Raw genomic sequence first — 22,919 nt, 5'->3', positions numbered from 1 at the left:
TTGAGAGCTGTCAACCATAATGTGTCCGGAAGCCTAGGAACTCCCGCCGCAACTTACTGACTCGTTTCTGTTTACTTCAAGTCCAATTCCCAAACACCCTCTAAGTCCTCACGCAAGCTCGAAGCCCTGCGCGACCCCTACGCCAACTATAACAAGATGGCCGTGCGCGACCTGAGCAAGCTTACCCCCGGCCTCGACTGGCAGCCCTGGCTGACGCAGCTGGAGCTGGGCAAAGCCGACACCGTTATCGTGGGCCAGCCCGAGTTCTACCGCGAAGCCGGCCGCCAGCTGCGCACCGCCCCCCTCGACACCTGGAAAGCCTACCTGCAGTGGCAGCTGCTGCACACCTACGCCGACAAGCTCAGCCGCGCCTTCGACCAGGAAAACTTCCGCTTCTACGGCACCATTCTGCAGGGCCGTAAGGAGCAGCGGGCCCGCTGGAAGCGGGTGCTGGATGAGGAGGAAAACGCCATGGGCGAAATCCTGGGGCAGCTCTTCGTGAAGGAGTACTTCAAGCCCGAAGCCAAGCAGCGCTACGATAAGCTGGTCGACAACGTCGTCGTTTCCTTCCGCCAGCACATCAATAAGCTGGACTGGATGAGCGACTCGACCAAGCAGAAGGCGCTGGTGAAGCTGGGCAAAATTACCAAGAAAGTCGGCTACCCCGACAAGTGGAAGGACTACTCGGCCCTGACCATCGACCGCAGCTCCTACGCCCAGAACGTGATGCGCGCCCGCCAGTGGGCCTACCGCTACAACCTCAGCAAGCTCGGCAAGCCCGTCGACCGCACCGAGTGGGGCATGACGCCCCAAACCTACAACGCCTACTACAATCCTTCGAACAACGAAATCGTGCTGCCGGCCGCCATCTTCGCCATTCCCGGCCTGGCCGACGCGGATGCCGACGACGCCACCATCTACGGCTACGCCGGCGCCTCCACCATCGGCCACGAGCTCACCCACGGCTTCGACGACGAAGGCAGCCAGTTCGACGAGAAAGGCAACCTGCGCAACTGGTGGGCCAAGACCGACCGGCCGCGGTTTAATCAGCGCGTAAACGGCATCGTGCGCCAGTTCAACGGCTACCAGGTGCTCGATTCGCTGCACCTCAACGGCAAGGCCACGGCCGGTGAAAACATTGCCGACCTGGGCGGCATCGTCATTGCCCTCGACGCCTTCAAGCAGACTGATCAATACAAGAAGGGCGAGAAAATTGGGGGCCTCACCCCTACCCAGCGCTACTTCCTCGGCTATGCGCTAGGCTGGCAGAACCACCAGCGCGACGAGGTGCTGGCCCAGCGCATCCTCACCGACGTGCACTCCCCGGCCAGCTACCGCGTCAACGGCCCCTTCGCCGACGTGCCCGAGTTCTACGAAGCCTTCGGCGTGAAGCCCGGCGACAAGCTCTACCGCCCCGACAGCGCCCGGGTAAAAATCTGGTAGCAGGAGCGGCGTGGTGCCCCGACTTTTTGGTCGTGGCACCACCCGGCTTACGCGCTGATGCCCCGCTGGGCCATAAAGGCGTCCAGTCCCTGGCGGGCGGAGGTGCGCACTTTGTTGTGTAGAAACGGCGACCAGCCCAGCAGCCAGCCCAGCGGCCCCAGCGCCTGCCGGCTCCAGCGCCAGAAGCTGAACTGGTCGTGGTGAGTCAGGATTTTACCGTTCCGGAAGGTGAAGCGGGCCGCAATGTGGTTGTGAACGGGCCGCCTGGTCCGGGAAAACGTGTAGCGCGCCTCCCAAGCAGCCTGGCCCTGCGTGTCATCAGCCCGCACGTGGTCGTAGGTCAGGGCCAGGTCCTGGCCCCGCTCGCAGAGCATGCGCCACATAGCCCCGATTTCGGGGCCGCGCAGCCGGAACACGGCATCCTCGAACGTGGCTTCGGGGTGGTAGCAGGCGGCCATGGCGGCATGGTCGCGGCGCTGGAAGGCCTGATAGAAGCGGTGCAGAAGTTCTTCGTTGGGCAGCATGATCAGGACGAAAGCCGGGGCCCCGGACGGGGCGCGGCCGGAGCCCTAAAGCTGCACAAAAAAACAACGGGCCCCGGAAATCCGGGGTCCGTTGTTTTTACTGACAATCCTGGCGCTAAGCGGGTTGGGCAGCCTGGGCGCCCCGGAAAGCCGGGGCGAAAACGGTCTGCGCAAACCCGGCCAGCGTGGTGGGCGTGGTGCTGGCGGCGGTGCGCTCCTCCTTCACCATCACTTTCTCCTCGTTCATGTTGCGCGTCATCTCATCGTAGAGGCCGGCCATGCTCTCGGAAAGCCCGGCCCCGATCATGCCCTGCCTGGCGTCGGCGTAGGGAAACTGCACGTAGGCCAGCTCGGGCCGGCCAATGGCGGCGCCGATGGCCTGGGCCGCCTCCTGCTGGGTGTAGTTTTGCGGCCCCAGCACGTAGTGTACCGAGCCGGCCGCAAAGCCCTGGTCGAGCAGCTCCGCGGCTTTGGCAGCAATATCCGTGGTAGCCACCATCGGGAAAGCCAGCTCCGGCCGCATGGCCGAGCCCATGATGCCCATGTGCTGAATCAGACCGACGTTGGCCAGCAGGTTTTCCATGAAATAGGCCGGCCGCAAGTGCGCTACCTGCAGGCCGGAAAGGGCGTTGAGCCGGGCTTCCTGGTGAAACAAGCCGACGACGGGGCCCGTGCCGGCGGGCTGGTCGGCCCCGATGCTGCTCAGGTGCACGGCTTGTTTCAGGCCGGCGGCGCGCACGGCCCGGGCGATACTTTCGCCTACCTGCCACATGTGGTCCAGCACGTCGGGGGCCGTCACGTTGGGCGGAATCATCAGGAAGGCCGCGTCGGCCCCGCGCAGGGCGTCGGTCAGGAACGCGGAGTCGTGCAGGTCGCCGGCCTTGGTTTCGGCCCCGGCGGCGCGCAGGGCCTCCAGGCGGTGGCTGGGCCGGGCCACGGCCGTCACGCGGTGGCCTTTCCGGAGCAGGTGATGGACGAGGGCGGTACCGATGTTGCCGGTGGCGCCGGTGATGACGAAGTGCTTGCTCATGCGAAGGTCAAATGAGGGGTAGCGGAAAGTAGGTGGCTGCTTTATGCCCCCGGGCGGGTGGCGCAGTGCACGACTCAAAGAGAATTATTAACTTCGCTTTTCGCAAGTACCTACTAAAAAGTAAGGTGCCTACCTTTTTGCCAGAATTGCTGATAATCAGCCCCAATAATTTTCATGAACAAGCAAACCAAGCAGCAAGTCGCGGAGGCCTACTGGCAAACTGCTACCGAGCCTATTCCTTTCAACTTCTGCCCGGTGCGCACCACCCTGAACGTGCTCGGGGGCAAGTGGAAGCTGCTCATCCTTTCCTCCCTGCTCCAGGATACCCGCCGCTACGGCGAGCTGCGCCGCCTGATGCCCGAGGTGACGGAGAAGATGCTGATTCAGGAGCTGCGCGAGCTGGAGCAGGACGGCATTGTGCAGCGCATGGTGTACCAGCAGGTGCCGCCGAAAGTGGAGTACACCCTCACTGAGCATGGCCGCCGCGTGAGCCCGCTGCTGGATGCGCTGCTGGTGTGGGGCCAGGACTACCTGCACCGCGACGGCAGCGCCTGCCCGGCGCCGGCTACCCGGCCGGCTGCCGACAAATAGCCGCCTGGCCGGAGCCAACCGATTTATTTGCCGCGACTTCAGTCCAGCAGGCAACGCTTGAGCGCAACGGAACATCTTTCGGGGCAGATGTTTCACCCTCAACTGCTTGCTGCCATGAAAACCCGGTACTCCTTCTCCCTGACTTTGCTGCTGGCTCTGCTGGCTCCCGTATTCCAGTCGATGGCCGCCGGCCGCGAAACGCGTGAAGTCGCCAGCTTCAGCCAGGTAACGCTGGCTAACTCGGTGACGGTGGTGCTGGTGCAGGGCAGCCCGCAGAAAGTGGAGGCAGAAGGTGCCGCCGAAGATCTGGCCCACCTGGAAACCACCGTACGCAACAGTCGCCTGCGCATTGGCACGGTGCGCGAAACCAGCCCGCTGTCCAGCTACCGCTTCCGCAGCAGCGTGACTGTTTACGTTACCACCCCGGCTGTCAGCGCCCTGAGCGTAAGCGGCTCGGGCAGCCTGAAAGCCGCCGCGGGCGTAAAGTCCCCGAATCTGAGCTTGTCGCTCAGCGGCTCAGGACGGCTGGAGGTCGGCGCAGTACAGGCGACGAACGTGAGTTCTTCCGTTGCGGGCTCGGGCACCATCATCCTGGGTCAGGGCAGCGTCAGCCAGCATGAGGTGAGCATCAGCGGCTCGGGCAGCATCAAAGCCGCCAGCCTGCGGGCCGACAACTGCCAGGTGAGCATCAGCGGCTCCGGCGACTGCCACGTGAATGCCGCCCGCACCCTCGATGCCAGCATCATGGGCTCCGGCGACGTGCACGTGAGCGGCAACCCCAAAATCACCAGCTCGGTGATGGGCAGCGGCCGGGTGCACAAAGGCTAAGAGCCCTGAAAAGTCATTATCAAAAGCCCCCGCACGGTATCGTTCGGGGGCTTTTTAGGTTTACCGCTGAATAACTACCTGCTGCGTGGCGGTGCCGGCCCGCGTGGTCAGGCGCAGCCAGTAGATGCCCGTGGGCAGCCGTTCGGGCACGATGGTATAGTCCGCGCTGGCAGCGGCGGGCAGCGTCTGCCGAAACACCGTCTGCCCGCGCAGATCCAGCAGCAGCAGCTGGGCCGGCTCGGCGCTCGGCTGCCGGACCCGCACGGAAAAGGCTCCCTGGTTTGGGTTCGGAAAAACGGCTACTTCTGGTAATCCGACGCGGGGACTGCTGGTCACGGCCACCACGGGTGAGTAGGCATTCTGGCCATCGGAGTCTATTTGGTGGAGGCGGTAGTAGCTCAGGCCCGGCAGCGGGGCGCGGTCGGTGAGCTGGTAGGCCTGCGGCCGAGTGGTAGTGCCGGCCCCGGCTACCTGCCCGGCCGGCTCGAACACGATGCCATTGGCGGAGCGCTCCACCACGAAATAGGCGCTGTTGCGCTCCTGCGCCGTGTGCCAGCTCACCAGCACGCTGGTGCCCACGGGCTTGGCCTCGAAGCGCACCAGCTCCACGGGCAGCGGTGCCCCGGTAGAAGCTGTGCACAGGCTGGTATTGCCTACCGTCTGCAGCGGGATGCCGGGGCCGCTATAAGCCAGCGTGAGGCGGTTGGCCCCAAAATTTTCGCCGTAATGCACCAGCAGGTCGTGCATTCCCGCCGTCAGCGTCACCACCCGGGCCAGCACGATCAGGCCGTGCTCGCCGCCATTGTTGATGGCGGCCTGCGCCGTCACCGGCGGCGATACCCGGGCCGCGTTGTCCAGCCACAGGTAGGAGGCATCGTCCGAGGTCAGAAAGAACGTGTAGTCACCCGTGGTCGGCACGTAGACGCTGCCCCGAAACCGGGCGCTGTAGTGGTCCGGGTCCAGCAGGGTGCCATCGGCCGGCGGCACGATGCCACCCCAGTTGTCGGCCGTAAAGTCCAGTTGGGCTTCCGTGCGGACCAGCAACGGGGTGTTGGTCGTGAAGAAGGACTGGTTATCACTGAAGTACCCGGCGAAATACTCCCCGTATAGTCCCGCCGTGGGAGGTCCGCCAGCCGGGGTCGGACTGGCGCAGCCCGGCGGCGGCGGCAAAGCCACCACGAAGGAAAACGCGGCCGGGAACGTGGCCGACCCATCCGTATTGGTTACGGTGACGTCGAAGCTATACGTGCCGGCCGGCACGCTGGTGCTGCTGGAAATCTGCCCCGTGGCCGCGTCGATGGTGATGCCGGCCGGCAGCGCCGCCGCGTTGGCCAGCGCGTATTCCGTCACCGGCGCCAGCGTTGTCACCACGGGCAGGGGTGAGAGGCCGGCCACTACCGTGCTGCCAGCCACCAGCGTGGTGGAGCGCGGCGAATAGCTCAGGGCCGAAACGGGCCCCGTGCGCCGCTGCGTGGCGGTGCAGAACGCCGTGGCCGGAATCACCTGCCGGCTGAGGCCGCCCGGCCCTTCGTATTCCAGCGTCAGCTGATTGTTACCGGCATTTTCCCCGTAATAAATCAGGATGTTATGGAGGCCGGCACTCAGGACCACGGTGGCCTGCACGGTCTGCACCGCGTGCAGCCCGCCGTTGTTTATGGTTACCGTCGCCAGCGTCGGCGGAGCGTCCAGGGCGGCATTGTCCAGCCACAGATAAGCGGCATCGTCGGCGCTCAGGTAAAACGTGTAGGTGCCCGCCGTGGCGATGCGCAGGCTACCCCGGTAGCGGGCACTGAAGTTGTCGGGGTCGGCCGGGGGCCCGGTGGCTATTCCCGTCAGGTTGCCAAAGCTGGTGATGCTGCCGAAGTCAAGCTGCGGGTCGATGCGGGTCAGGCCCGGCGGGACGGCCGCAAACGTGAGCACGTCGTTGAAGTAGCCGCTGTAGTATTCCGCGTACAGGCCCGAGCCCACGGGATTTCCGCCCGGGTCGAGGCCCGTGCAGCCAGCCGGGGCCGCAGGCACCACCTGAAAGCCGACCACGTTCTGGAAGATGCTGGTGCCGTTGGCATTGGTGGCAGCCACATCCAGCGAGTACAGGCCCAGCGCCACGCCCGCCGTGGCGGTGACTACGCCCGTAAGGGCATCGATGGAAAAGCCGCCGGGCACTGAGCCGGCCAAGGCGTACTGCGTGATGGCCGCACCGCCATTTTGCACCACGGGTGGTGCCGAGCTAACCGGTACGCCCAGCACGGTGGCGGGCACCGGCGCGTAGCTCAGGGCCTGGGGCGGACCGGCGGGCAGCAGGGCCGTACACAGCACGCTGTTCGGAATCACCTGTCGCCCGCCGGTACCCGGCCCGTCGTATTCCAGCACCAGCACGTTGTCGCTCAGCGCGTCGCCGTAGTGCACCAGCAGGCTGTGCAAGCCAGCCGTCAGCGTTACCGTCGCCGCTACTTCGACTGTGCCGTGGGCCTGCCCGTTGTTGATGGTGGCGGCGGCGTTGCTGGCGGGCAGCGCCAGCGCGGGTCCATCCAGCCACAGAAAGGCCGCATCATCCGCCGTCAGATAGAACGTATAGGTGCCCGCCGTCAGAATATTGAGCGTGCCGCGCAGGCGCAGGCTGAAATAGTCCGGGTTAAGGGCCGTGCCGGTCGATACGGCCGTCAGGTCGCCGAAGCTGGCATTGGTCGTGAAGCTCACCTGCGGCACCACGTTCCGAATGCCGGGGGGCGCGGCGTTATCGGTAAAGTGCGCGGGGTCGTCGTTGAAGTAGCCCGCGTAGTATTCCGCGTACAGGCCGCTGACCGAAGGATTGCCCGCCGGATCCGGCCCCCCGCAGGCCGCCGGCTGCGCTACGGCGGCCGGCCCGCTCAGCAGCAGCAGCAGAAAAAGAAGAAGGCACTGCTGCAGAGCAACAAGAGTAGAGGTTTTCATAGCTACCACATTTAAGAGCATTAAGCCGTCAAGCAGGCTTTACTTAAATGTAGCAGGCAAAAACATCAATTGCAATATTTATATTTTATTTTGTATTATTAATAAATCACTATATTTGTAATGCTGTACAAATCCTGAATCATACTGGCTCACTGAACTGCTAATTCTTGCCTACCGCAGCTTCCTGCAGCTACCGAACCAGATTCCGTTAAAGCTTGCTTCTGCCGCGATACCTGGATGCTGTGTTGTTTGTGGTTGGTGTCGTTCGCTGTAGCCCAGCAAATCGTGGACCGCTGGGGCCAGTCGCCAAAGCCTTTCCCGGACCGGGCTACGCGGCTTGGGGCTAGAAGTCGAACCGGCCGCGGCGGGGCGCATCGTCCGCTTTGCGCTCTTTCCTGGGGTTTTCCTGGTCCTTGCTGCCGCCAAAAATCCCGTTCAGCAGGCCGGTTTTCTTCTCCTTGATCAGCACGTAGCGCACCGAGAAAGCCGCCGGAAACCGGGCCCAGTCGGTGCCATTGATTTCGAGGGTAGGCTTCACGTCAAAGGACAGCACAAAGGGGAAAAACGCCGTTTTGTACTCGACCCCGGCCAGGGCATCCACGCCCCCGAACACCCCGTTATCCTTGTGGTTGCCGACGTGGCCGCCGGCGCCGAAGTAGTAGTTGAGGCTGGGCCCCAGAATGCCGAAATGGCGCTCAATCAGGACGGTACCGCTGGCCTCGCGCGGGGCCACCAGCGCCAGCCCTTCGAGCGTCGTTTTAGCAAATATCTTTTGCTGTAGCGTCAGGCCGTAGTTGTCGCGCCCCAGGCGCAGCCCAACGGCCGTACGGTACTTCTGGGCCCAGGCGTCGGGGGCCAGCAGCGCGGTGGCCACAAAAAAGGCAAGGCTCAGAAAAAGCGGAGCGGGGCGTAACGTCATAATCTTATGCGGAGTACGGAAAACCTGGGAGGCAGCGCGCCGTTTGAACGCGTAGCGTCTCTTGCAAAGTACGGGCCGGGCTGATTAATCCCGCAACATTGGCCGGTAGTGCCGTACCTTGCAGCCGCAATTTTCCGCCCTCTCTCATCCCTGTTTCCACCCGTGTATATTCATCAGGTGGCGGCTTATCTGCCCGCCCACATCGTTACCAACGAGCACTTCACCCGCCTCAACGGCCTCTCTCACAAGTGGATCATTGAGCGCACCGGAATTCAGGAACGCCGTAAAGCCGGGCCGGACGAGAACACCAATACCATGGCGCTGGAGGCTACCCGCCGGGTGTTGGCGCAGGCGCCACTTTTTCCTCAGCAGCACATCGATTTGATTGTGGGTGCCACGTACACGCCCCACGACACGATTTATACCGTAGCCCACGCCGTGCAGCGCGACCTAGACGTGGCCGACATTCCGGTGGTCAGCGTGTCGTCGGCGTGCTCGTCGCTGCTGAACGCCATTGAGATTGTGGAAGGGTATTTTGCCATGGGCAAGGCTACCCGGGCTCTGGTGGTGGTATCGGAGCACAACACCGCTTACAACAACGAAGACGACACCGTAGCCGGTCACCTCTGGGGCGACGGGGCCGCGGCCCTGCTCATCAGCAAGGAGCGCCTCGCTCCTACCGACCTGCGCATGGTGGACCTGATAACGGCCGGGGCCGGCAACATGGGCAAAGCCGACACGGCCGTCACCCTGAAGCCCGTGGAGCGCGGTATTGTGATGCCCCACGGCAAGGACGTATTCATCCACGCCTGCCAGTATATGGCCCGCGTAACGCGCAACATCCTGGAGCGCAACCAGCTGGCCGTAACGGACCTGAACTGGCTGATTCCGCACCAGGCCAATCTGCGCATCACCCGCAACGTGCTCGAAAACCTGGGCCTGCCCGACGACCGGGCCGTGTCGAACATCGAATACCTGGGTAATACCGGCTGCGCCGGCGCCGCCATTGCTCTGGCCGACCACCTCGACCAAATCAAGGTGGGGGAGCGGATCGTGATTACCGTATTCGGCGGCGGCTACTCCTACGGGGCCATGCTGCTGGAGCGCTAGTTCGCCCACACTACTTTCAGTCCGTTCTCAGAAGCCCAGCTTAATAAAGCGGGCCACGCCGGTCCTGCCCGTCTGGTCGCGCCACTGCAGCAGATACCAGCCCGGGCGCAGCTCGTCCACGCTCAGGCTGCGGATAGTCAGCCCGGCCTGCACGTCGAAGGCGGCACTACGGTGGAAACGGCCTACCTCGTCGTACAAAAAGACGGACAGCTCTCCGGCGGCGGCGCTGGCAAACTGCAGCTGCAACAGCCCGCCCCGAATGGGGTTGGGAAACACAATCAGGTCGGCAGCCTCCGCCTCGGTGCTGACGGGCAGCGGGGCGGCAGCATCCAGAGTACTGGCCGGGGGCACCGGCCCGGGCCGGCGCACCCGCAGGCGGTAATAGCTCAGGCCGGGCAGCGGCTGAGCATCCACAAAGCGGTACGAGGCGCCACTGGCCCCGGCAGGCAGCGTCGCCACCGGCTGCCAGGCCGTGGTATCGGCCCCGCGCTCCACCACAAAGCTCTCCACAAAGCATTCTTCCCGGGTGGTCCAGGTCACCTCTATGCCGCCGGCCCCCAGGTTGCGGGCCGCCTGGGTAGCCAGGGGGGCCGGCAGCATCGGCGGCGGACCGCAGCTGGCGGCGGCAAAGCTACGGGTACGCAGCATCAGCCGGCCCCCGCTGATGTCGAAGTCGCTCAGGGTGCGCCGGACCTGCCGCGGAGCCACCCCGAAGTGCATGACGGCCGGGGGCAGAATAACGTGGCCCAGCTGCTGGGCGTGCCCCAGCTCGTGCACTACTATCGACTCGAAGTCGAACTGCCCGGTGGCGGGCGTGCCGGACGTGAACAGGAAGTTCACCCCGTCGTCGAACTGCATGTCAATTTCCTTGACGTAGAAGCTTACCTCGCCCCGCGGGCCCAGGCAGCCGCGGTAGTAGCTGGTGGTGCGGCCCAGTACGTTGACCGGCAGCTCGGCCCCACTGTCGAAGCCCACCGAGTTTTCGTCGTCATCGGCCGCGCCCCGCCCGCTGCGGTTAGGGCCCAGAAGCCAGTTTACGCCCGTCTGGCAGCGCCAGATCTGCTGCAGGTCGCGCCGGAAAATCTGCGCGGCATTCGGATTGTTGGCAAAGCCGGACTCCAGCTGAAAAGTAAGGCCGCCGCTGTTGTTCACGTTGCTGTGCCGGGGCCGCACCACCACTTTGCTGTTGCGGTCCTGCACGTTGGACAGGGCATAGGTGATGGTAATGGCCTGGGTGCTCTGGGCCGGCAGCAGCTCCGTCGTCGTCACGCGCACCACGCCCGTCCCGGCCGGATTGCCGGCCGTGCCATACGAGGGCACCCGCACCCGGATCAGCTGGTCGGACCAGCTCACGTAGTCGGCCGGCTGGGGCTGAATGAAGGTCATGCCGCCGTCATCGGCATTGCGGAATTCCACGAAGCCCTTCCCCCGGGCCGCGCCAAAGCCGCTGCCGGTAATGGTCAGCACGGCACCGGCACCAGCTGTGAGCGTGAGCGGGGCCAGCAGCGTAATAACCGGGGCCTGCCCTTTGGCCGCGGCGGCCAGTTCACGGCGACGGCGTTGGGCGGCGTTCAGCACCCGGTTTGGCGCCAGCGCCTGGCCTGGCTGCCCGGTGCGGGCACTCAGCTCGGCATAGAAATCCTTGTCGAGGGCCGGATACGCCCGGAAGGGCTCGGCCGCGGACAGCGTGGCCAGGTCGTAGCGGATAAAACCCTGCTGGCTCCCGTACGCCGCCCAGGCGGCCGGCGCCCCGGGGCCGACCCAGGGCGCCGGGTACAGAAAGAAAACGCCCTGGTCGCCGCTGCTCAGGCGCAGGGTGTTGGTCAGCTCCTGCCGGTCGTCGCCCACCGTCCCGCCTTCGGTCAGCACGGTTACCTCGGTGACGGCGCGGCCCTTAAAAACGGTGAACACGCGGATCTGATGAGCCGTGTAGATGCGCTGGTGGCCCGCATCCCAGAAGCCCACGGCGCTGAGCACCTCTCCCTCGACCACCAGCGCGGCCTGCCGGCTGCGCTCCGCGGGGTCCAGCGGGTGCAGCAGGCAGTGCGTGGCACTGGGCGGGGCCGGTTGCTGGGCCTGGGCCGGCGCGGCGGCACCAGCCAGAAGCAGTCCAAGCAGAAGAGCCGGCAGCCGACGAACGGTGGGGAAAAGCGTCATAACGAAAGAATATATGGATGCAAGCGGGCAAACAAGATACAGGATTTGCCCGCTCATCTGGTACCTGGGCGCCGCTACAGCGTTTCGGGCGGCCGGTTAGAACAAGCTTCCCTGCACCGGCTGCGAAATAATCAGTGGGGGCGCCACATCCAGCCCGGTCAGAGTCCGCAATTTCTCCAGGAAATGCTGCGTCCAGCGCGGGGAGTGCATGATGTCCTTCTGGTGAATGAAGATATAGGCCGTCTGCAGGCCCTGGGCCAGCCACTGGGCCAGCCGCTCGGCCCAGGCATCGGCCCGGCTGTAGTCGCTGCCGACGAGGCCGTGGCCGTTGAAGCGGATAAAGGCCGTGGGGGTAGTCAGGCGCAGGTGCAGCACGTCGCGGCGGCCGGCCACGTCGGTCAGCACCAGCGTCTTGCCCAGGGCTTCGAGCAGGGCAAACACCGAGTCGCGCAGGCCAGTATCGGTAAACCAGGCCGGATGACGCAGCTCCACGGCCAGCGGCACGTAGGCCGGAAAGTCGAGCAGGTAGCGCTCCAGCCGCCGCAGATGCTCGGGCCCAAAGGTGGGCGGCAGCTGCAGAAACGCCATGCCCAGCCGCTCGTCCAGCTCACTGATGGCACGGCAGAACGTGGTCGTCAGCTCATCGGCATTGTAGAGCGCCCGGTCGTGGCTGATGATCTGGGGCATTTTGGGGCAGAAGCGGAAGCCGGCCGGCACCGCGTCGCGCCACTTGCGCACGGTGGGCGCATCGGGAATGCGGTAATGGGTGGTATTGAGCTCGATGCTGTTGAACTGCCGGGCGTAGTGGTGCAGGTAGTCCGCCTCCTTGATGCCGGCCGGGAAGTAGGAGCCCAACCAGGCCTTGTTGGTCCAGATAGGGCAGCCCACGTAGATGGCCGGCGCCGCGGGTGCGGCGGGACGGGTGCGGGCCAGCAGAGCAGCCGTTTCGGGATGATCCGCGGGCAGACGAAAGTCAACGTAGCGCAGGTCGGAAAGGCGGCCAAAATCCATGGGGCAAAGGTACTCATGGATTCCCCGGATTCGCTTGACTCTCTGGATTTCGCGCGGGGCCGCCGGGCCCGCTTTCCGGTGGGCTAACCCGGCGGCGGGCGGCTCCCGGGGGCGGCAGGTCATAGCTAAATTCCACAACTTCTGCAACCAGGCTCCGGACATAGCCCGACCAGCAATGCCAAAATTTTTTATCCGGCGGATAGTCTAATTTTTTTGGCTGCCCGGATTTCGTCCTTATATAATACAAATACTGCCTTCACCAAACACAATCAGCTATTTGCCCGAATTTTTACGAATAAAATAAATACAAGTTTTATTAGAAAAGGTCAATATTAGACGATTGGCTTCTGCCCGCATCTTTGGGTTTGGGAAGGTGCTTAGCTGCCCGCTTCTAGATTTGCCCTGTTCACCACCCTCCCAATCGGATGAAAATCGAACTGCTACGCCCTTCTCTGTTCAGCCTGCTGCTGGCTCTGTCCGTTACGCTGCTGTCGGCGCCCGCAACCCGGGCCGCCACCGCCGGCGACGACGGCAAAAAACCCACTACCACCACCTCCCGCGCCACCGTCCTGCGGGGCCGCGCTTCGTGGTACGGCAAAGAGCACCAGGGCATGCGCACGAGCAACGGCGAGCGGTTTGACCGGATGAAGTACACCTGCGCGCACAAAACCCTGCCCTTCGGCACCCGGTTGCGCGTGACGAACCCTGCCAATGGCAAAGCGGTGGTAGTGCGCGTTTCGGACCGCGGCCCCTTCCGCCACCAGCGCATTCTGGACCTGGCTGAGGTAGCCGCCCGCCCGCTCGACATCGTGCGCCGCGGCGCCGTGACGGTGGTGGCCGAAATCGTCCCCAGCACCACGCCCCTCGGCCCCACGGATGCTCCCCATAACCTGGCGGCCCTGACCAGTGACTCGGCCAGCACCACGGTGGCGGTGGCAACCCTCACCGATATTGTAGCCGGTGACACGGAGGCGGCCGACGTGGTGGTGGTGCCCGCCCCGGCCCCCAGCTTTATCGTGCAGGCCGGCACGTTCGGCGACGCGGTGAATGCCCAGACCGTGCAGAACAAGATTCTTGCCCTCGACAAAACCCTGAACGTGAGCGTCGCGCAGAGCGAGCTGAACGGCCGGCCGCTGAGCCGCGTGGTGGTCGGCCGCTACGCCGACCGCGCCGAGGCCGAGCTGGTTCGCCGCCGGCTGATGGAGTGGGGCATTGCGGGCCTGGTCCGGCAGGCCGAGAACCTGTAGCTTTTTCCGCAAAAGGCCGCTTTCCGGCCGTCACCTTACCAGGGCCGCTGCACAAGCGGCCCTTTTGCGTGGGCGCGGGTGGCTTGTTCGGCAGGGAAACTTCCCCCAACTTACCGCTTCGACCAACCCGCCCGTATGCTGCAGCAGTGGATTAAAGCTATTCTGGCCACGGCCATTACCCTGGTGCTCACCTGGGTGCTCAATACCAAGCAGGGTGACCTGCCGCCGTTTGGCCGGTTTCTCAGCCCGTTCGGCGGCTTCTGGCAGAATGACGCCGCCAACGACTTCCCGACGGCCAACACCCTCACGCTGCCCGGCCTGCAGCAGCCCGTGCAGGTGCGCTACGACGACCGGCACGTGCCCCACATCTTCGCCCAGAACGACCACGACCTGTATTATGCCCAGGGCTACCTCACGGCCCAGGACCGGCTCTGGCAGATGGATTTCGTGGCCCACGTAGCCGGCGGGCGGCTCTCAGAAATCGTGGGGCCGGCCCGGCTCGAAACCGACCGGTTCTTCCGCCGCATGGGGCTGCCCTTCGGCGCCCGCAAGTCGCTGGCGGCGGCGCTGCAGAATCCGGTGACACGCACAGTACTTACCTCCTACTCCGACGGCATCAACGCCTATATCGGCACGCTCACGCCCCGCACGCTGCCCTTCGAGTACAAGCTGCTCGACTATGCGCCCGAGCCCTGGGAGCCGCTGAAAAGTGCCCTGGTTCTGAAATACATGGCTTTTGACCTGAGTGGCCGCTCCGACGACCTGCGGATGAGCAACGCCCTGGGCAGGTACGGGCCGGCCGTTATCAAGGACCTGTTTCCCGACTACCCCCGGCGCGAAGACCCGATTGTGCCCGTGGGCACGCCCCTGGACTTTCAACCCCTCCCGGTGCCCGCGGCGCCCTCGTCGTTCCGGGCAGCCATGTCGGATAAGGTGCCCCAGCACGAGCCGGACGCGGAGCTGGGCTCCAACAACTTCGCGGTGAGCGGGGCCAAGTCGGCTACGGGCTACCCGCTGCTGGCCAACGACCCGCACCTGCAGTTGAACCTGCCCAGCATCTGGTATCAGGTGCAGCTGACGGCGCCCGGCGTAAACGTGTACGGCGTGAGCATTCCGGGGGCGCCGTTTGCCATCATCGGCTTTAATGAGCAGGTGGCCTGGGGCGTCACCAACGTGGCCGCCGACGTGATGGACTGGTACCAGCTGAAATTCAAAGACGGCTCGATGCGCGAGTACTGGCACGACGGCCGCTGGAAGCCGGTGCGCCGCGTGGTGGAGCGCATCAGGGTGCGCGGGCAGCCCGACCGCCTCGACACGGTGCTCTACACCCACCACGGCCCCATCGTGTACGACCACGACGAGAAGCCCTTCATGACCCAGACGCCCCTGCGCCACGCCATGCGCTGGACGGCCCACGACGCGGCCAACGAGTACCTGACCTTCTACCGCCTCAACCGCGCCAGGAACTACGCCGACTACACCGCCGCCCTGACCACGTATGGCGCTCCGGCCCAGAACTTCATCTTTGCCGACCAGCAGCAGAACATTGCCATCTGGCCCAACGGGAGCTTCCCGCTGAAGTGGCAAAACCAGGGCAAGTTCATCCTCGACGGCACCAACGCGGCCTACGACTGGCAGGGCTGGATTCCGGCCGCCCAGAATCCGCACGTGAAAAACCCGGCCCGGGGCTTCGTGAGCTCCGCCAACCAGTCGTCGACCGGCCCCGACTACCCGTATTATCTGAACTGGAACTTCGGCGGCTGGGACCGGGGCCACCGCATCAATGAGCGGCTGGCCCGCATGACCCGCGCCACGCCCGACAGCCTGCGCCTGCTGCAAAACGACAACTTCGGCATCAACGCCCAGCTGATGCTGCCGCGGCTGCTGGCGCTGGTGCCGCCCGCCCAGCTGACCGCCGCCCAGCGCCAGGCGTACGAGGCGGCCCGGGGCTGGAACTACTTCTACGAGGCCGATGCCACCGGCCCCACCATCTTCGAGCTGTGGTATGGCACCCTGCTTAAGCGGCTGTGGGACGATGATTTCGGACCGGCCGCCCAGGCCGGCGAAATGCGCCGCCCCACCCAGGACCGGACCAATACGCTCCTGCTTACGGAGCCCAACTCCCCCTGGATTGACGACCGGCGCACGCCGGCCAGGGAAAACCTGGCCGACCTGGCGCTACAGTCGTTTCAGTTTGCGGCCGACTCGCTCCGGCGCAAGTTTGGGCCCGTGGGTCCGGAATGGCGCTGGGCGCACCAGAAAAGCACCGACATCCTGCACATGGCCCAGCTGCCCGGCTTCGGGCGCCTGGACCTGAATGTGGGCGGGGGTGCGGGCATTGTGAATGCCACCTCGGAGCGCAATGGCCCCTCGTGGCGAATGGTGGTGGCGCTGGGGCCGCAGGTGAAAGCCTACGGCGTGTTTCCCGGCGGCCAGAGCGGCAACCCCGGCTCGACCCACTACGACGACATGATTGATACCTGGAGCGCGGGGCAGCTCGACGAGCTGGTGTTCCTGCGCCATCCGGACGAAAAGCACGCCCGCCTGCGCGCCGCCTGGACGCTACAGAAATAGAAGCTGTTCAGGAAGGCCCCCGCCCGTCAGGCCGAGCGGAGCATCTCGTGTGCCGTCGTTGAGATACTATCGTCCGTCATGCAGCGGCGCAGCCGAAGCATCCCGCGTGGGGTTGTAGGAGTAGTAACCCAACGATTACACGCGGGATACCTCGCGACGCTCGGCATCACGTTCCGGGTTTTGGTATCGGGAACAGGTCTACTTCCCAAACAGCTTCATAAGTATCTTTACGCTTGCCTTCTCTTAAGCCCGACCCGATGTCCACTATCCACTACTGCCGGCTTGCCGGTGCCCTGCTGCTTAGCGTGGGGAGCTTTGCCGGGTTTGCGCAGCGGCGCCCGGCCGTGCCGGCGGCACAACTGCTGCAGAAGCCGGCACCCAAAGTTTACACGTACGTAGAGCAGATGCCGTCTTTTCCCGGCGGCTTGGTGCGCCTGAATGAGTACCTGCAAAAAAACTCCCGCTACGGTGCGCAGTTGCAGCGGGTGGCCCCGAAAGACGCCCACCGGGTATTCGTCCGTTTCCTGATTGAACCCGACGGACAACTCACCCACGTCGAGCTTCTGAAGGGAACTAGCGCCGCCTACGATGAGGAAGCCCTACGCCTAGTACAGGCTATGCCGCGCTGGACGCCGGGCCGGCAGAACGGGCAGCCGGTCACGGTGGAGCACACACTCCTTCTTTCCTTTGGCAAGCCCTGAAGCCGCTATGAACAACACCCTGCGTCTTTTCCTGTTGATTTTCGGGCTGGCGGCCGTAGCGCAGTTCTTCCTGCCCTGGTGGATTATCGCGCCTATTAGCTTCGGGGCCGGCGCCGCGCTGGGGCGCACCGGGGGGCGCACGTTTCTGGCGGGCTTTGCCGGCATCGGGCTGGGCTGGCTGCTGCTGGCCGCCTGGCAGCAGGCCCAGAACGACGGCCGCCTAAGCCACCGCGTGGCCCAGCTTATTCCGCTGGGCGGCTCGGGCTGGGCCCTGGTCCTGGTGTCGGCCGCTATTGGCGGGCTGGTGGGCGGGCTGGCAGCCCTGGCCGGGTGCTGGGTACGGCAGGCGCTGCGGCCCGTCCCGGTCCCGGCCCCGGTCGCCGAGCCCCGGCCCGACCAGACCGTAGTCCGCTAAAAGCCTCCTGCTACCTAAAAGCAGCGCCCCTTTCCGGCCGGAAAGAGGCGCTGCTTTTAGGTAGCAGGAATATTCTTCCCGCGGCAACCCCCTAGTAATACTGCGAGATGAAGGCGTAAGCCTGCAGGGTGTAGGTCGGGGCCGAGGAGAAGTGGTTGCCGCCCGCAATAGGCCGCAGCGTTACCTGGCTGGCGCCGCGGGCGCGCATGGCGTCGTAGGCCTGCTGGGAGTTGAAAAACGGCACGTAGTCGTCGGCGGTACCGTGAAACAAGGCCAGCGGCGCTTTGGGCTGCCAGTCGTGGATGTCGTTGGCGCGGAAGGCCGCCAGCATGGCCGCGTCGGTTTTGGTCAGGATGCCCTGGCGGAAGCCCGGCGTAAACAGCTCCGCGGCCTGCGTCGGTACCGCACTGAACGGGTTGGCCTGGAGCTGGGCCGCCCAGGGCGGGTTGAAGTAATAGGCAAACGGGCGGTTGATGCCGTACACCCGGTTGTAGGTATCGAGCACCCAGACGTAAGTGCTCAGGAAATTCAGCGGCTGGGTGGAGGTGAGGATGTAGTCGGCGAAGGCCGACTTGTGGTAAGCCCCGGCACCGGGCGCGCTGGCCGTGACGGTGAATTCCGCGGCGGCTTTTTCCTCCAGCAGCTTGTGCAGGGCCAGCGTGGCAAAGCCGCCTTCGGAATAGCCCAGCAGGAAGTTCTTCTGATTCAGCGGCAGCTTTTCCTGGGTTGCAAACTCCCGGGCCGCCCGCAGCATATCCAGCGAGGCCGACGCCAACGACGCGGCGTGCTCGTAGGGGTGCGGCAGCGCCTTCGACGCCCCGTACCCGAGGTAGTCGGGAGCCGACACGATGTAGCCCGCAGAAGCCAGCACCGACACGGCCGACCAGACCTCACTGCCCGAGGTGTAATATGACGGCGCCCGGCCTTCTTCGTCGGGCTGGATGGTGCCGTGCTGGTAGCTCAGCAGCGGCAATGCCTGGGTGCCCGCCACCGGCACCAGCAGCGCCCCGGAAGCCGTGACCGGCTTGCCATCGGTCGTGAGCGTGGTGTAGGTGAGCTTGTACACCCGAATCGGGTAGCGCACCAGCGCCCCGGCAATGGGAATATCGGCCACGCGCCCGGCGAGGGTGCTGGTCGAGTACTCGCCGATCAAAGTACTGCTGATCAGGTGGGGTTGCGGCGCGGCCGGGGCTACAACGGCTGGCTGGGGCGTGGCGGCTTCCTTGGTGCAGCCCGAGCCGGCCGCGGTACTTAGGCCGACCAACAGCAGCAAGCTGAGGCGGGCCAGGTGAGTGTGAAAGTTGGGTAGCAGCACGTTGGTTGGTAAACTGATGTAAAGAGCCTCTACAACACTAGCCGCGGCAAAAGATTTCCCGCCAGCACTATTCCGGCGAGCCCCGGCTGCCTTGGGTTTATCTGTTTCCCGGATACACCTAAAAAAATAGTTTTTTAACTAATTATTTAGTTTTACATTCGATAACCCAACTCAGTCCCTATGGAAACCTTTCCCGAACTCACCAAGGCCGAAGAGCAGGTGATGCAGGTGCTCTGGCAGCGCGGGCCTTCCTTCGTGAAGGAAGTGCTGGCCGAAATGCCTGCCCCGCTCCCGGCCTACAACACCGTCTCGACCATCATCCGCATTCTGGAGCAGAAGGGCTTTGTCGACCACGAAGCCTTCGGCCGCACCCACCGCTACTTCCCACTCGTCGCCCAGGACGAGTACCGCCGCTTTTCGCTGCGCAAGCTGCTGGGCGGCTATTTCGGGGGCTCGTTCAGTCGGCTCGTGTCCTTTTTTGCCAAGGATGAAGACCTGGATTCCGCCCAGCTGGAAAAGCTGTTGCACCTGGCCCAGCAAGACCTCACCACACCCACCGACGACGATGCAGCTCCTGACCCTTCCCGCGCTGATTAGCTGGTGGTGGCAAAGCACCCTGGTGCTGGGCCTGGCCTGGGCGCTGTACCAGGGCATCCTGCGCCGGGAGCCGGGCTTTGGCTACAACCGGCAGTTTCTGCGCCTGGCGCCCCTGCTGGCCCTGGTAGCGCCGCCGCTGCTCACCCTGGTCACCGGTCCGCTGGCGGCCTGGCTGCCCGCTGCCGCCCCTACGGCTGCCCAGCCTGTCATGCCCACGCTCATGCTGCCGGCAGTGGCTATATCCAGCCAGGTTCAAACCCTGAACGCCGCCACCTGGCTAACGGGCATGTATCTGGTGGTAGGAGCAGGGCGGCTGGGGCGGCTGGCCCTGCAGATCGGGCGGCTGTGGCGGCTCACGCACCGGCTGCCGCGGAAAGTGCGCTCCGGCTACACCTTGGTAACCACCAGCGGCCAGCTGCCGATCAGCTCGTTCGGGCGCTGGGTGTTCTGGAACGACACCGCTCCGCTCACACCTGCCGAAGCCCGGCAGGTGCTGCAACACGAAGTAGCCCACGTAACCCAGGGCCACACCCTCGACCGGCTAGGGCTGGAGTTGCTGCGCAGTGTGCTCTGGCCGAACCCGTTTGTGCACCTGTACCCCCGGGCTCTGGAGCTTACCCACGAGTACCTGGCTGACCAGGCCGTGCTGGGGACGGCCGCGCCACGCGCTGCGGTTACGGCCTACGGGTCCCTGCTGGCCCGTCTCACCCTCCACCGCCTGGCGCCGCTGCCCTCCCTGCTCCATTCTTTCACTCATTCTCAAACCCTAACCCGTATTGCCATGCTAACACCCTCTCACCCCGTCCGCCGCTGGAAGCAGTGGCTGGCGCTTCCCACCACGCTAGGCCTGCTGCTGACGCTGGCTTTGGGCAACGTGGCGTGCGAAAGCGCCCCAGCGCCGCCCCCGCCCCCGCCGCCGTCGGCGGAACAGGCGCCTGCGCCGCCCCCACCCCCGGCTCCATTGCCCCCGCCCCCGCCGCCCGCCGAGGAAGCGGTATATGACAACGTGGATCAGATGCCGGAGTATCCGGGCGGGCAGCAAGGGCTGATGCAGGCTGTTGTGGCCAATCTGAAATATCCGGCGGCGGCCAAAGCGGCGAAGCTCGGCGGCAAGGTTTTCGTGCAGTTTGTGGTGAGCTCCCAGGGCCAGCTATTGGACGTAGAGCTCAAGAAAGGCATCGTGGCCCCCGGGCAGCAAGCGGCCGCCGCTGAGCTGAACGCCGCCGCCCTGCAGGCCGTGAAGCAGCTCTCCGCTCACTGGAGCCCGGGTCGCCTGCACGGCAAGCCGGTGGCCGTCAGCTACATTATTCCTCTCACCTTCGCGCCCTAGCCCGCATTTTGTTTGGAGTTCGTTGGGGCAAGCCTGATTTCACTGTTTTGGCGGTGGAATCAGGCTTTTTGGGCAATGCGGAGCACGACTTATTACCCTGCAAGCGAAAAAGGGCCGGCTTTTTCGCGGCAAAAAGGCGTAACTTGCTGACCAGTCCTGCTTTTCAACCTTTCTTTTTTCAGTGGCCTTTTCTTCTTCCTCCGCCCGCTTTGCCGGGCCTTTCGTTTCGGCGCTGGGCCTGATTTTCTCCCTTTCCCTGGCCAGCTGCGGCACCCGCACCGACGGCGAGAATGCCAATACCAAAGCCACGGCCGAAACGGCCACGCCCGCCGCCCCGGTAGTCGTCGACAGCGCCAAGCTGCAGGCGATGGTCATGCAGCGCGACTCGCTCAAGGCCGACTCCATTGCCAAGAAAAGTGGGCAGCTGCCGGGCGCTATTCTGCCGGGCCACCGCATCATTGCCTTTTATGGCAATATCCGCTCGAAGGGCATGGGCATTCTGGGGCGCGAGCCCAAGGAGCAGATGTTCCGCAAGTTTGAAGGGGTGCTGAAGGAGTGGCAGGCGGCCGACCCTTCCATTCCGGTGCAGGCCGCCTTGCACAACGTGACCATTACGGCCCAGGGCACGCCCGGCAAGGATGGCAAGTGGCGTCTGATGAACTCCAAGGCCACTATTCAGGAGGTGCTCAGCTGGGCCAAAGAGCACAACTGCATCCTGTTTCTGGACGTGCAGCCGGGCCACAGTACCCTGCAGGCCGAGCTGCCCAAGCTAACCGAGTACCTGAAAGACCCAATCGTTCACCTGGGCATCGACCCCGAATTTTCGCTGTCTACGATGCCCGGCGTGCGTCCCAACCAGAAAATCGGCACCCTCGACGCCAAGGATATCAACTTCACGGTGAACTTCCTGGCCCGGATTGTGAGCGAAAACAACCTGCCGCCGAAAGTGCTGACGGTGCACCGCTTCACCCGGAAGATGATTACGAACTACAAAAACATCAAGCTCGACCCCCGGGTGCAGATTGTGATGCACATGGACGGCCACGGCGAGCCCACCCTCAAAAAGGACTCCTACCACGACTACATCGTGAAGGAGCCGGTGCAGTACACCGGCTTTAAACTCTTCTACGAGTACGATGCCCGGCCCAAGCCCCACCACATCATGACGCCCAAGGAGGTTATTGCCCTCACCCCATCGCCGCTGTACGTACAGTACCAGTAGCCGCCGACCCGGTTTCTTATCCGAAAAAGCCTTCAGCCCAGCTGAGGGCTTTTTTGTGTCCTGCTCTAACTCAAAATCCCCGTTTTGCCAGCAGGCCGGCAGCGCTAGGTTGAAGGTTTCTGGTTATCATTGCCGGAATTGGCTTTCCTCTCCCGCTATGATTTCACCTCGACTCCTCTCCTTGCTGCTAGCCGCTGCCGGTCTGCTGGCGGCCACCTCAGCCGCCGGCCAGGCCCCGGCTCCGGCCGAGCCGGCCAAACCGGCCCCGCCCAAAAACCTGCTTAAAATTGCGCCCCTGGGCTGGGTACACGGGCAGCTGCCGTTCAGCACCGAGTCGCGCATCAGCTACGAGCGGGTGCTGGGCGGCCGCAGCAGCGTGGGCGGCAGCTACTCGTATCTGGGCACCAACTACCCCTTCAGCTTTATCGGCAGCTTCGCGCTGAGTGCGGCCATCAGCTCGGCCGTCACGCTTTCCGGGCACCCGGCCGTGGTGTGGACCGACGCCAAAGTGCGCACCACCGGCTCCCGCTACCAGCTGCAGTACCGCTACTACTTCACCCGGAAGCAGCACGCCCCGGAGGGCTTTTACCTCGGCCCAAACTTCTCCTACGCCTCGGCCGACTACCGCGTCAGCTTCCCCGACTTCAATACCAGCTTCACCATCACCCAGAAAAACACCAACTACAACCTGCTGGTCGGCTACCAGAACGTGCTGGGCCGCCACTTTGTGCTGGACGTTTTCACCGGCCTGGGCCACCGCGACAAAGACACTAAAGTGTACGACCAGAACGGCGGCCTGCTGACCACCATGCCCAAGGGCACCGCGCTCAAGCTTTCGTCCGGCCTGAACCTGGGCTGGGCATTCTAGGTGTATAGTCCCAGGGAGAGATGGTGTATTTTCCGGGCTGGAATTTCGCACACACTTATGGGACAAATACTCCACGGCAGCGCCCGCACAACTTCGGCAATACGGG

At 64.3% G+C, this 22,919-nt stretch carries 19 protein-coding genes and 1 pseudogene; 13 read left to right on the top strand and 7 right to left on the bottom strand.

What is annotated here, in order from left to right; translation table 11 throughout:
* Positions 1 to 117: 117 nt before the first annotated feature.
* Together ABD842_RS14710 and ABD842_RS14705 are read left to right on the top strand one after the other, a co-directional pair.
* A pseudogene (locus ABD842_RS14710) lies at positions 118 to 654 on the top strand (M13 family metallopeptidase); the annotation flags it as partial.
* Positions 655 to 726: 72 nt separating this feature from the next.
* Positions 727 to 1,443: a M13-type metalloendopeptidase gene (locus tag ABD842_RS14705; protein WP_345115434.1), complete on the top strand. Its 717-nt coding sequence runs from the start codon at positions 727 to 729 to the stop codon at positions 1,441 to 1,443.
* A gap of 47 nt (positions 1,444 to 1,490) precedes the next feature.
* Here ABD842_RS14705 and ABD842_RS14700 read toward each other — a convergent pair whose 3' ends face one another.
* Together ABD842_RS14700 and ABD842_RS14695 are read right to left on the bottom strand one after the other, a co-directional pair.
* The gene (locus ABD842_RS14700; RefSeq protein WP_345115432.1) at positions 1,491 to 1,967 is read right to left on the bottom strand and encodes a nuclear transport factor 2 family protein; all 477 of its coding nucleotides are present in this window, start codon (positions 1,965 to 1,967) and stop codon (positions 1,491 to 1,493) included.
* A 115-nt stretch (positions 1,968 to 2,082) separates the two neighbouring features.
* Positions 2,083 to 2,997, bottom strand: a complete 915-nt coding sequence (locus tag ABD842_RS14695; protein ID WP_345115430.1) for an NmrA family NAD(P)-binding protein — start codon at positions 2,995 to 2,997, stop codon at positions 2,083 to 2,085.
* A gap of 174 nt (positions 2,998 to 3,171) precedes the next feature.
* Here ABD842_RS14695 and ABD842_RS14690 point away from each other — a divergent pair, with 174 nt between their 5' ends.
* Together ABD842_RS14690 and ABD842_RS14685 are read left to right on the top strand one after the other, a co-directional pair.
* Positions 3,172 to 3,588, top strand: a complete 417-nt coding sequence (locus ABD842_RS14690) for a winged helix-turn-helix transcriptional regulator (RefSeq protein WP_345115428.1) — start codon at positions 3,172 to 3,174, stop codon at positions 3,586 to 3,588.
* A gap of 114 nt (positions 3,589 to 3,702) precedes the next feature.
* Positions 3,703 to 4,416: a head GIN domain-containing protein gene (locus ABD842_RS14685; protein ID WP_345115426.1), complete on the top strand. Its 714-nt coding sequence runs from the start codon at positions 3,703 to 3,705 to the stop codon at positions 4,414 to 4,416.
* 60 nt (positions 4,417 to 4,476) lie between these two features.
* Here the strand turns inward: ABD842_RS14685 and ABD842_RS14680 are convergent, their stop codons facing one another.
* Positions 4,477 to 7,347 carry a PA14 domain-containing protein gene (locus ABD842_RS14680; protein ID WP_345115424.1) on the bottom strand — a complete coding sequence of 957 codons (2,871 nt, stop codon included), beginning with the start codon at positions 7,345 to 7,347 and terminating at the stop codon, positions 4,477 to 4,479.
* A 343-nt stretch (positions 7,348 to 7,690) separates the two neighbouring features.
* Positions 7,691 to 8,266: a hypothetical protein gene (locus ABD842_RS14675; protein WP_345115421.1), complete on the bottom strand. Its 576-nt coding sequence runs from the start codon at positions 8,264 to 8,266 to the stop codon at positions 7,691 to 7,693.
* A gap of 162 nt (positions 8,267 to 8,428) precedes the next feature.
* Between ABD842_RS14675 and ABD842_RS14670 the strand changes: the two genes are divergently transcribed.
* The gene (locus ABD842_RS14670; protein WP_345115419.1) at positions 8,429 to 9,376 is read left to right on the top strand and encodes a 3-oxoacyl-ACP synthase III family protein; all 948 of its coding nucleotides are present in this window, start codon (positions 8,429 to 8,431) and stop codon (positions 9,374 to 9,376) included.
* A gap of 27 nt (positions 9,377 to 9,403) precedes the next feature.
* On the opposite strand, the gene ABD842_RS14665 is transcribed toward ABD842_RS14670, so the two are convergent.
* Together ABD842_RS14665 and ABD842_RS14660 are read right to left on the bottom strand one after the other, a co-directional pair.
* Positions 9,404 to 11,533, bottom strand: coding sequence for an IPT/TIG domain-containing protein (locus ABD842_RS14665; RefSeq protein ID WP_345115416.1), 2,130 nt, complete (start codon positions 11,531 to 11,533; stop codon positions 9,404 to 9,406).
* 96 nt (positions 11,534 to 11,629) lie between these two features.
* Entirely contained in the window at positions 11,630 to 12,544 is a 915-nt protein-coding gene (locus tag ABD842_RS14660; protein WP_345115414.1) for a DUF72 domain-containing protein, read from the bottom strand.
* A gap of 425 nt (positions 12,545 to 12,969) precedes the next feature.
* On the opposite strand from ABD842_RS14660, the gene ABD842_RS14655 reads away from it, so the two are divergent.
* The 4 genes from ABD842_RS14655 to ABD842_RS14640 all read left to right on the top strand — a co-directional run bounded on the left by ABD842_RS14655 (position 12,970) and on the right by ABD842_RS14640 (position 17,481).
* Positions 12,970 to 13,791 carry a septal ring lytic transglycosylase RlpA family protein gene (locus tag ABD842_RS14655; RefSeq protein ID WP_345115411.1) on the top strand — a complete coding sequence of 274 codons (822 nt, stop codon included), beginning with the start codon at positions 12,970 to 12,972 and terminating at the stop codon, positions 13,789 to 13,791.
* 135 nt (positions 13,792 to 13,926) lie between these two features.
* Positions 13,927 to 16,365: a penicillin acylase family protein gene (locus ABD842_RS14650; protein WP_345115408.1), complete on the top strand. Its 2,439-nt coding sequence runs from the start codon at positions 13,927 to 13,929 to the stop codon at positions 16,363 to 16,365.
* Positions 16,366 to 16,622: 257 nt separating this feature from the next.
* The gene (locus tag ABD842_RS14645; RefSeq protein ID WP_345115405.1) at positions 16,623 to 17,066 is read left to right on the top strand and encodes an energy transducer TonB; all 444 of its coding nucleotides are present in this window, start codon (positions 16,623 to 16,625) and stop codon (positions 17,064 to 17,066) included.
* Positions 17,067 to 17,073: 7 nt separating this feature from the next.
* Complete coding sequence (locus tag ABD842_RS14640; protein WP_345115403.1) at positions 17,074 to 17,481, top strand: hypothetical protein; 408 nt, start codon at positions 17,074 to 17,076, stop codon at positions 17,479 to 17,481.
* Positions 17,482 to 17,572: 91 nt separating this feature from the next.
* On the opposite strand, the gene ABD842_RS14635 is transcribed toward ABD842_RS14640, so the two are convergent.
* Entirely contained in the window at positions 17,573 to 18,796 is a 1,224-nt protein-coding gene (locus ABD842_RS14635; RefSeq protein WP_345115401.1) for an alpha/beta hydrolase family protein, read from the bottom strand.
* A gap of 180 nt (positions 18,797 to 18,976) precedes the next feature.
* Here ABD842_RS14635 and ABD842_RS14630 point away from each other — a divergent pair, with 180 nt between their 5' ends.
* The 4 genes from ABD842_RS14630 to ABD842_RS14615 all read left to right on the top strand — a co-directional run bounded on the left by ABD842_RS14630 (position 18,977) and on the right by ABD842_RS14615 (position 22,813).
* A complete protein-coding gene (locus ABD842_RS14630; RefSeq protein ID WP_345115399.1) occupies positions 18,977 to 19,393 on the top strand; it encodes a BlaI/MecI/CopY family transcriptional regulator in 417 nt (138 codons plus the stop codon).
* Positions 19,362 to 20,723: a TonB family protein gene (locus ABD842_RS14625; protein ID WP_345115396.1), complete on the top strand. Its 1,362-nt coding sequence runs from the start codon at positions 19,362 to 19,364 to the stop codon at positions 20,721 to 20,723. Before ABD842_RS14630 ends, ABD842_RS14625 begins: the two co-directional genes overlap by 32 nt.
* Positions 20,724 to 20,904: 181 nt before the next feature.
* Entirely contained in the window at positions 20,905 to 21,945 is a 1,041-nt protein-coding gene (locus tag ABD842_RS14620) for a hypothetical protein (protein ID WP_345115393.1), read from the top strand.
* A gap of 157 nt (positions 21,946 to 22,102) precedes the next feature.
* Entirely contained in the window at positions 22,103 to 22,813 is a 711-nt protein-coding gene (locus ABD842_RS14615; protein WP_345115391.1) for a DUF3575 domain-containing protein, read from the top strand.
* Positions 22,814 to 22,919: the final 106 nt, after the last annotated feature.

The organism is Hymenobacter algoricola (assembly GCF_039539525.1).
Taxonomy (GTDB): domain Bacteria; phylum Bacteroidota; class Bacteroidia; order Cytophagales; family Hymenobacteraceae; genus Hymenobacter; species Hymenobacter algoricola.
This window is presented reverse-complemented; position numbering and strand designations above follow the sequence as displayed.

Excerpts from the sequence above, each read along its gene's own strand:
- ABD842_RS14705 (WP_345115434.1), top strand. The coding sequence starts at position 727 with ATGCGCGCCCGCCAGTGGGCCTACCGCTACAACCTCAGCAAGCTCGGC.
- ABD842_RS14700 (WP_345115432.1), bottom strand. The coding sequence starts at position 1,967 with ATGCTGCCCAACGAAGAACTTCTGCACCGCTTCTATCAGGCCTTCCAG.
- ABD842_RS14695 (WP_345115430.1), bottom strand. The coding sequence starts at position 2,997 with ATGAGCAAGCACTTCGTCATCACCGGCGCCACCGGCAACATCGGTACC.
- ABD842_RS14690 (WP_345115428.1), top strand. The coding sequence starts at position 3,172 with ATGAACAAGCAAACCAAGCAGCAAGTCGCGGAGGCCTACTGGCAAACT.
- ABD842_RS14685 (WP_345115426.1), top strand. The coding sequence starts at position 3,703 with ATGAAAACCCGGTACTCCTTCTCCCTGACTTTGCTGCTGGCTCTGCTG.
- ABD842_RS14680 (WP_345115424.1), bottom strand. The coding sequence starts at position 7,347 with ATGAAAACCTCTACTCTTGTTGCTCTGCAGCAGTGCCTTCTTCTTTTT.
- ABD842_RS14675 (WP_345115421.1), bottom strand. The coding sequence starts at position 8,266 with ATGACGTTACGCCCCGCTCCGCTTTTTCTGAGCCTTGCCTTTTTTGTG.
- ABD842_RS14665 (WP_345115416.1), bottom strand. The coding sequence starts at position 11,533 with ATGACGCTTTTCCCCACCGTTCGTCGGCTGCCGGCTCTTCTGCTTGGA.
- ABD842_RS14660 (WP_345115414.1), bottom strand. The coding sequence starts at position 12,544 with ATGGATTTTGGCCGCCTTTCCGACCTGCGCTACGTTGACTTTCGTCTG.
- ABD842_RS14655 (WP_345115411.1), top strand. The coding sequence starts at position 12,970 with ATGAAAATCGAACTGCTACGCCCTTCTCTGTTCAGCCTGCTGCTGGCT.
- ABD842_RS14650 (WP_345115408.1), top strand. The coding sequence starts at position 13,927 with ATGCTGCAGCAGTGGATTAAAGCTATTCTGGCCACGGCCATTACCCTG.
- ABD842_RS14645 (WP_345115405.1), top strand. The coding sequence starts at position 16,623 with ATGTCCACTATCCACTACTGCCGGCTTGCCGGTGCCCTGCTGCTTAGC.
- ABD842_RS14640 (WP_345115403.1), top strand. The coding sequence starts at position 17,074 with ATGAACAACACCCTGCGTCTTTTCCTGTTGATTTTCGGGCTGGCGGCC.
- ABD842_RS14630 (WP_345115399.1), top strand. The coding sequence starts at position 18,977 with ATGGAAACCTTTCCCGAACTCACCAAGGCCGAAGAGCAGGTGATGCAG.
- ABD842_RS14625 (WP_345115396.1), top strand. The coding sequence starts at position 19,362 with ATGCAGCTCCTGACCCTTCCCGCGCTGATTAGCTGGTGGTGGCAAAGC.
- ABD842_RS14615 (WP_345115391.1), top strand. The coding sequence starts at position 22,103 with ATGATTTCACCTCGACTCCTCTCCTTGCTGCTAGCCGCTGCCGGTCTG.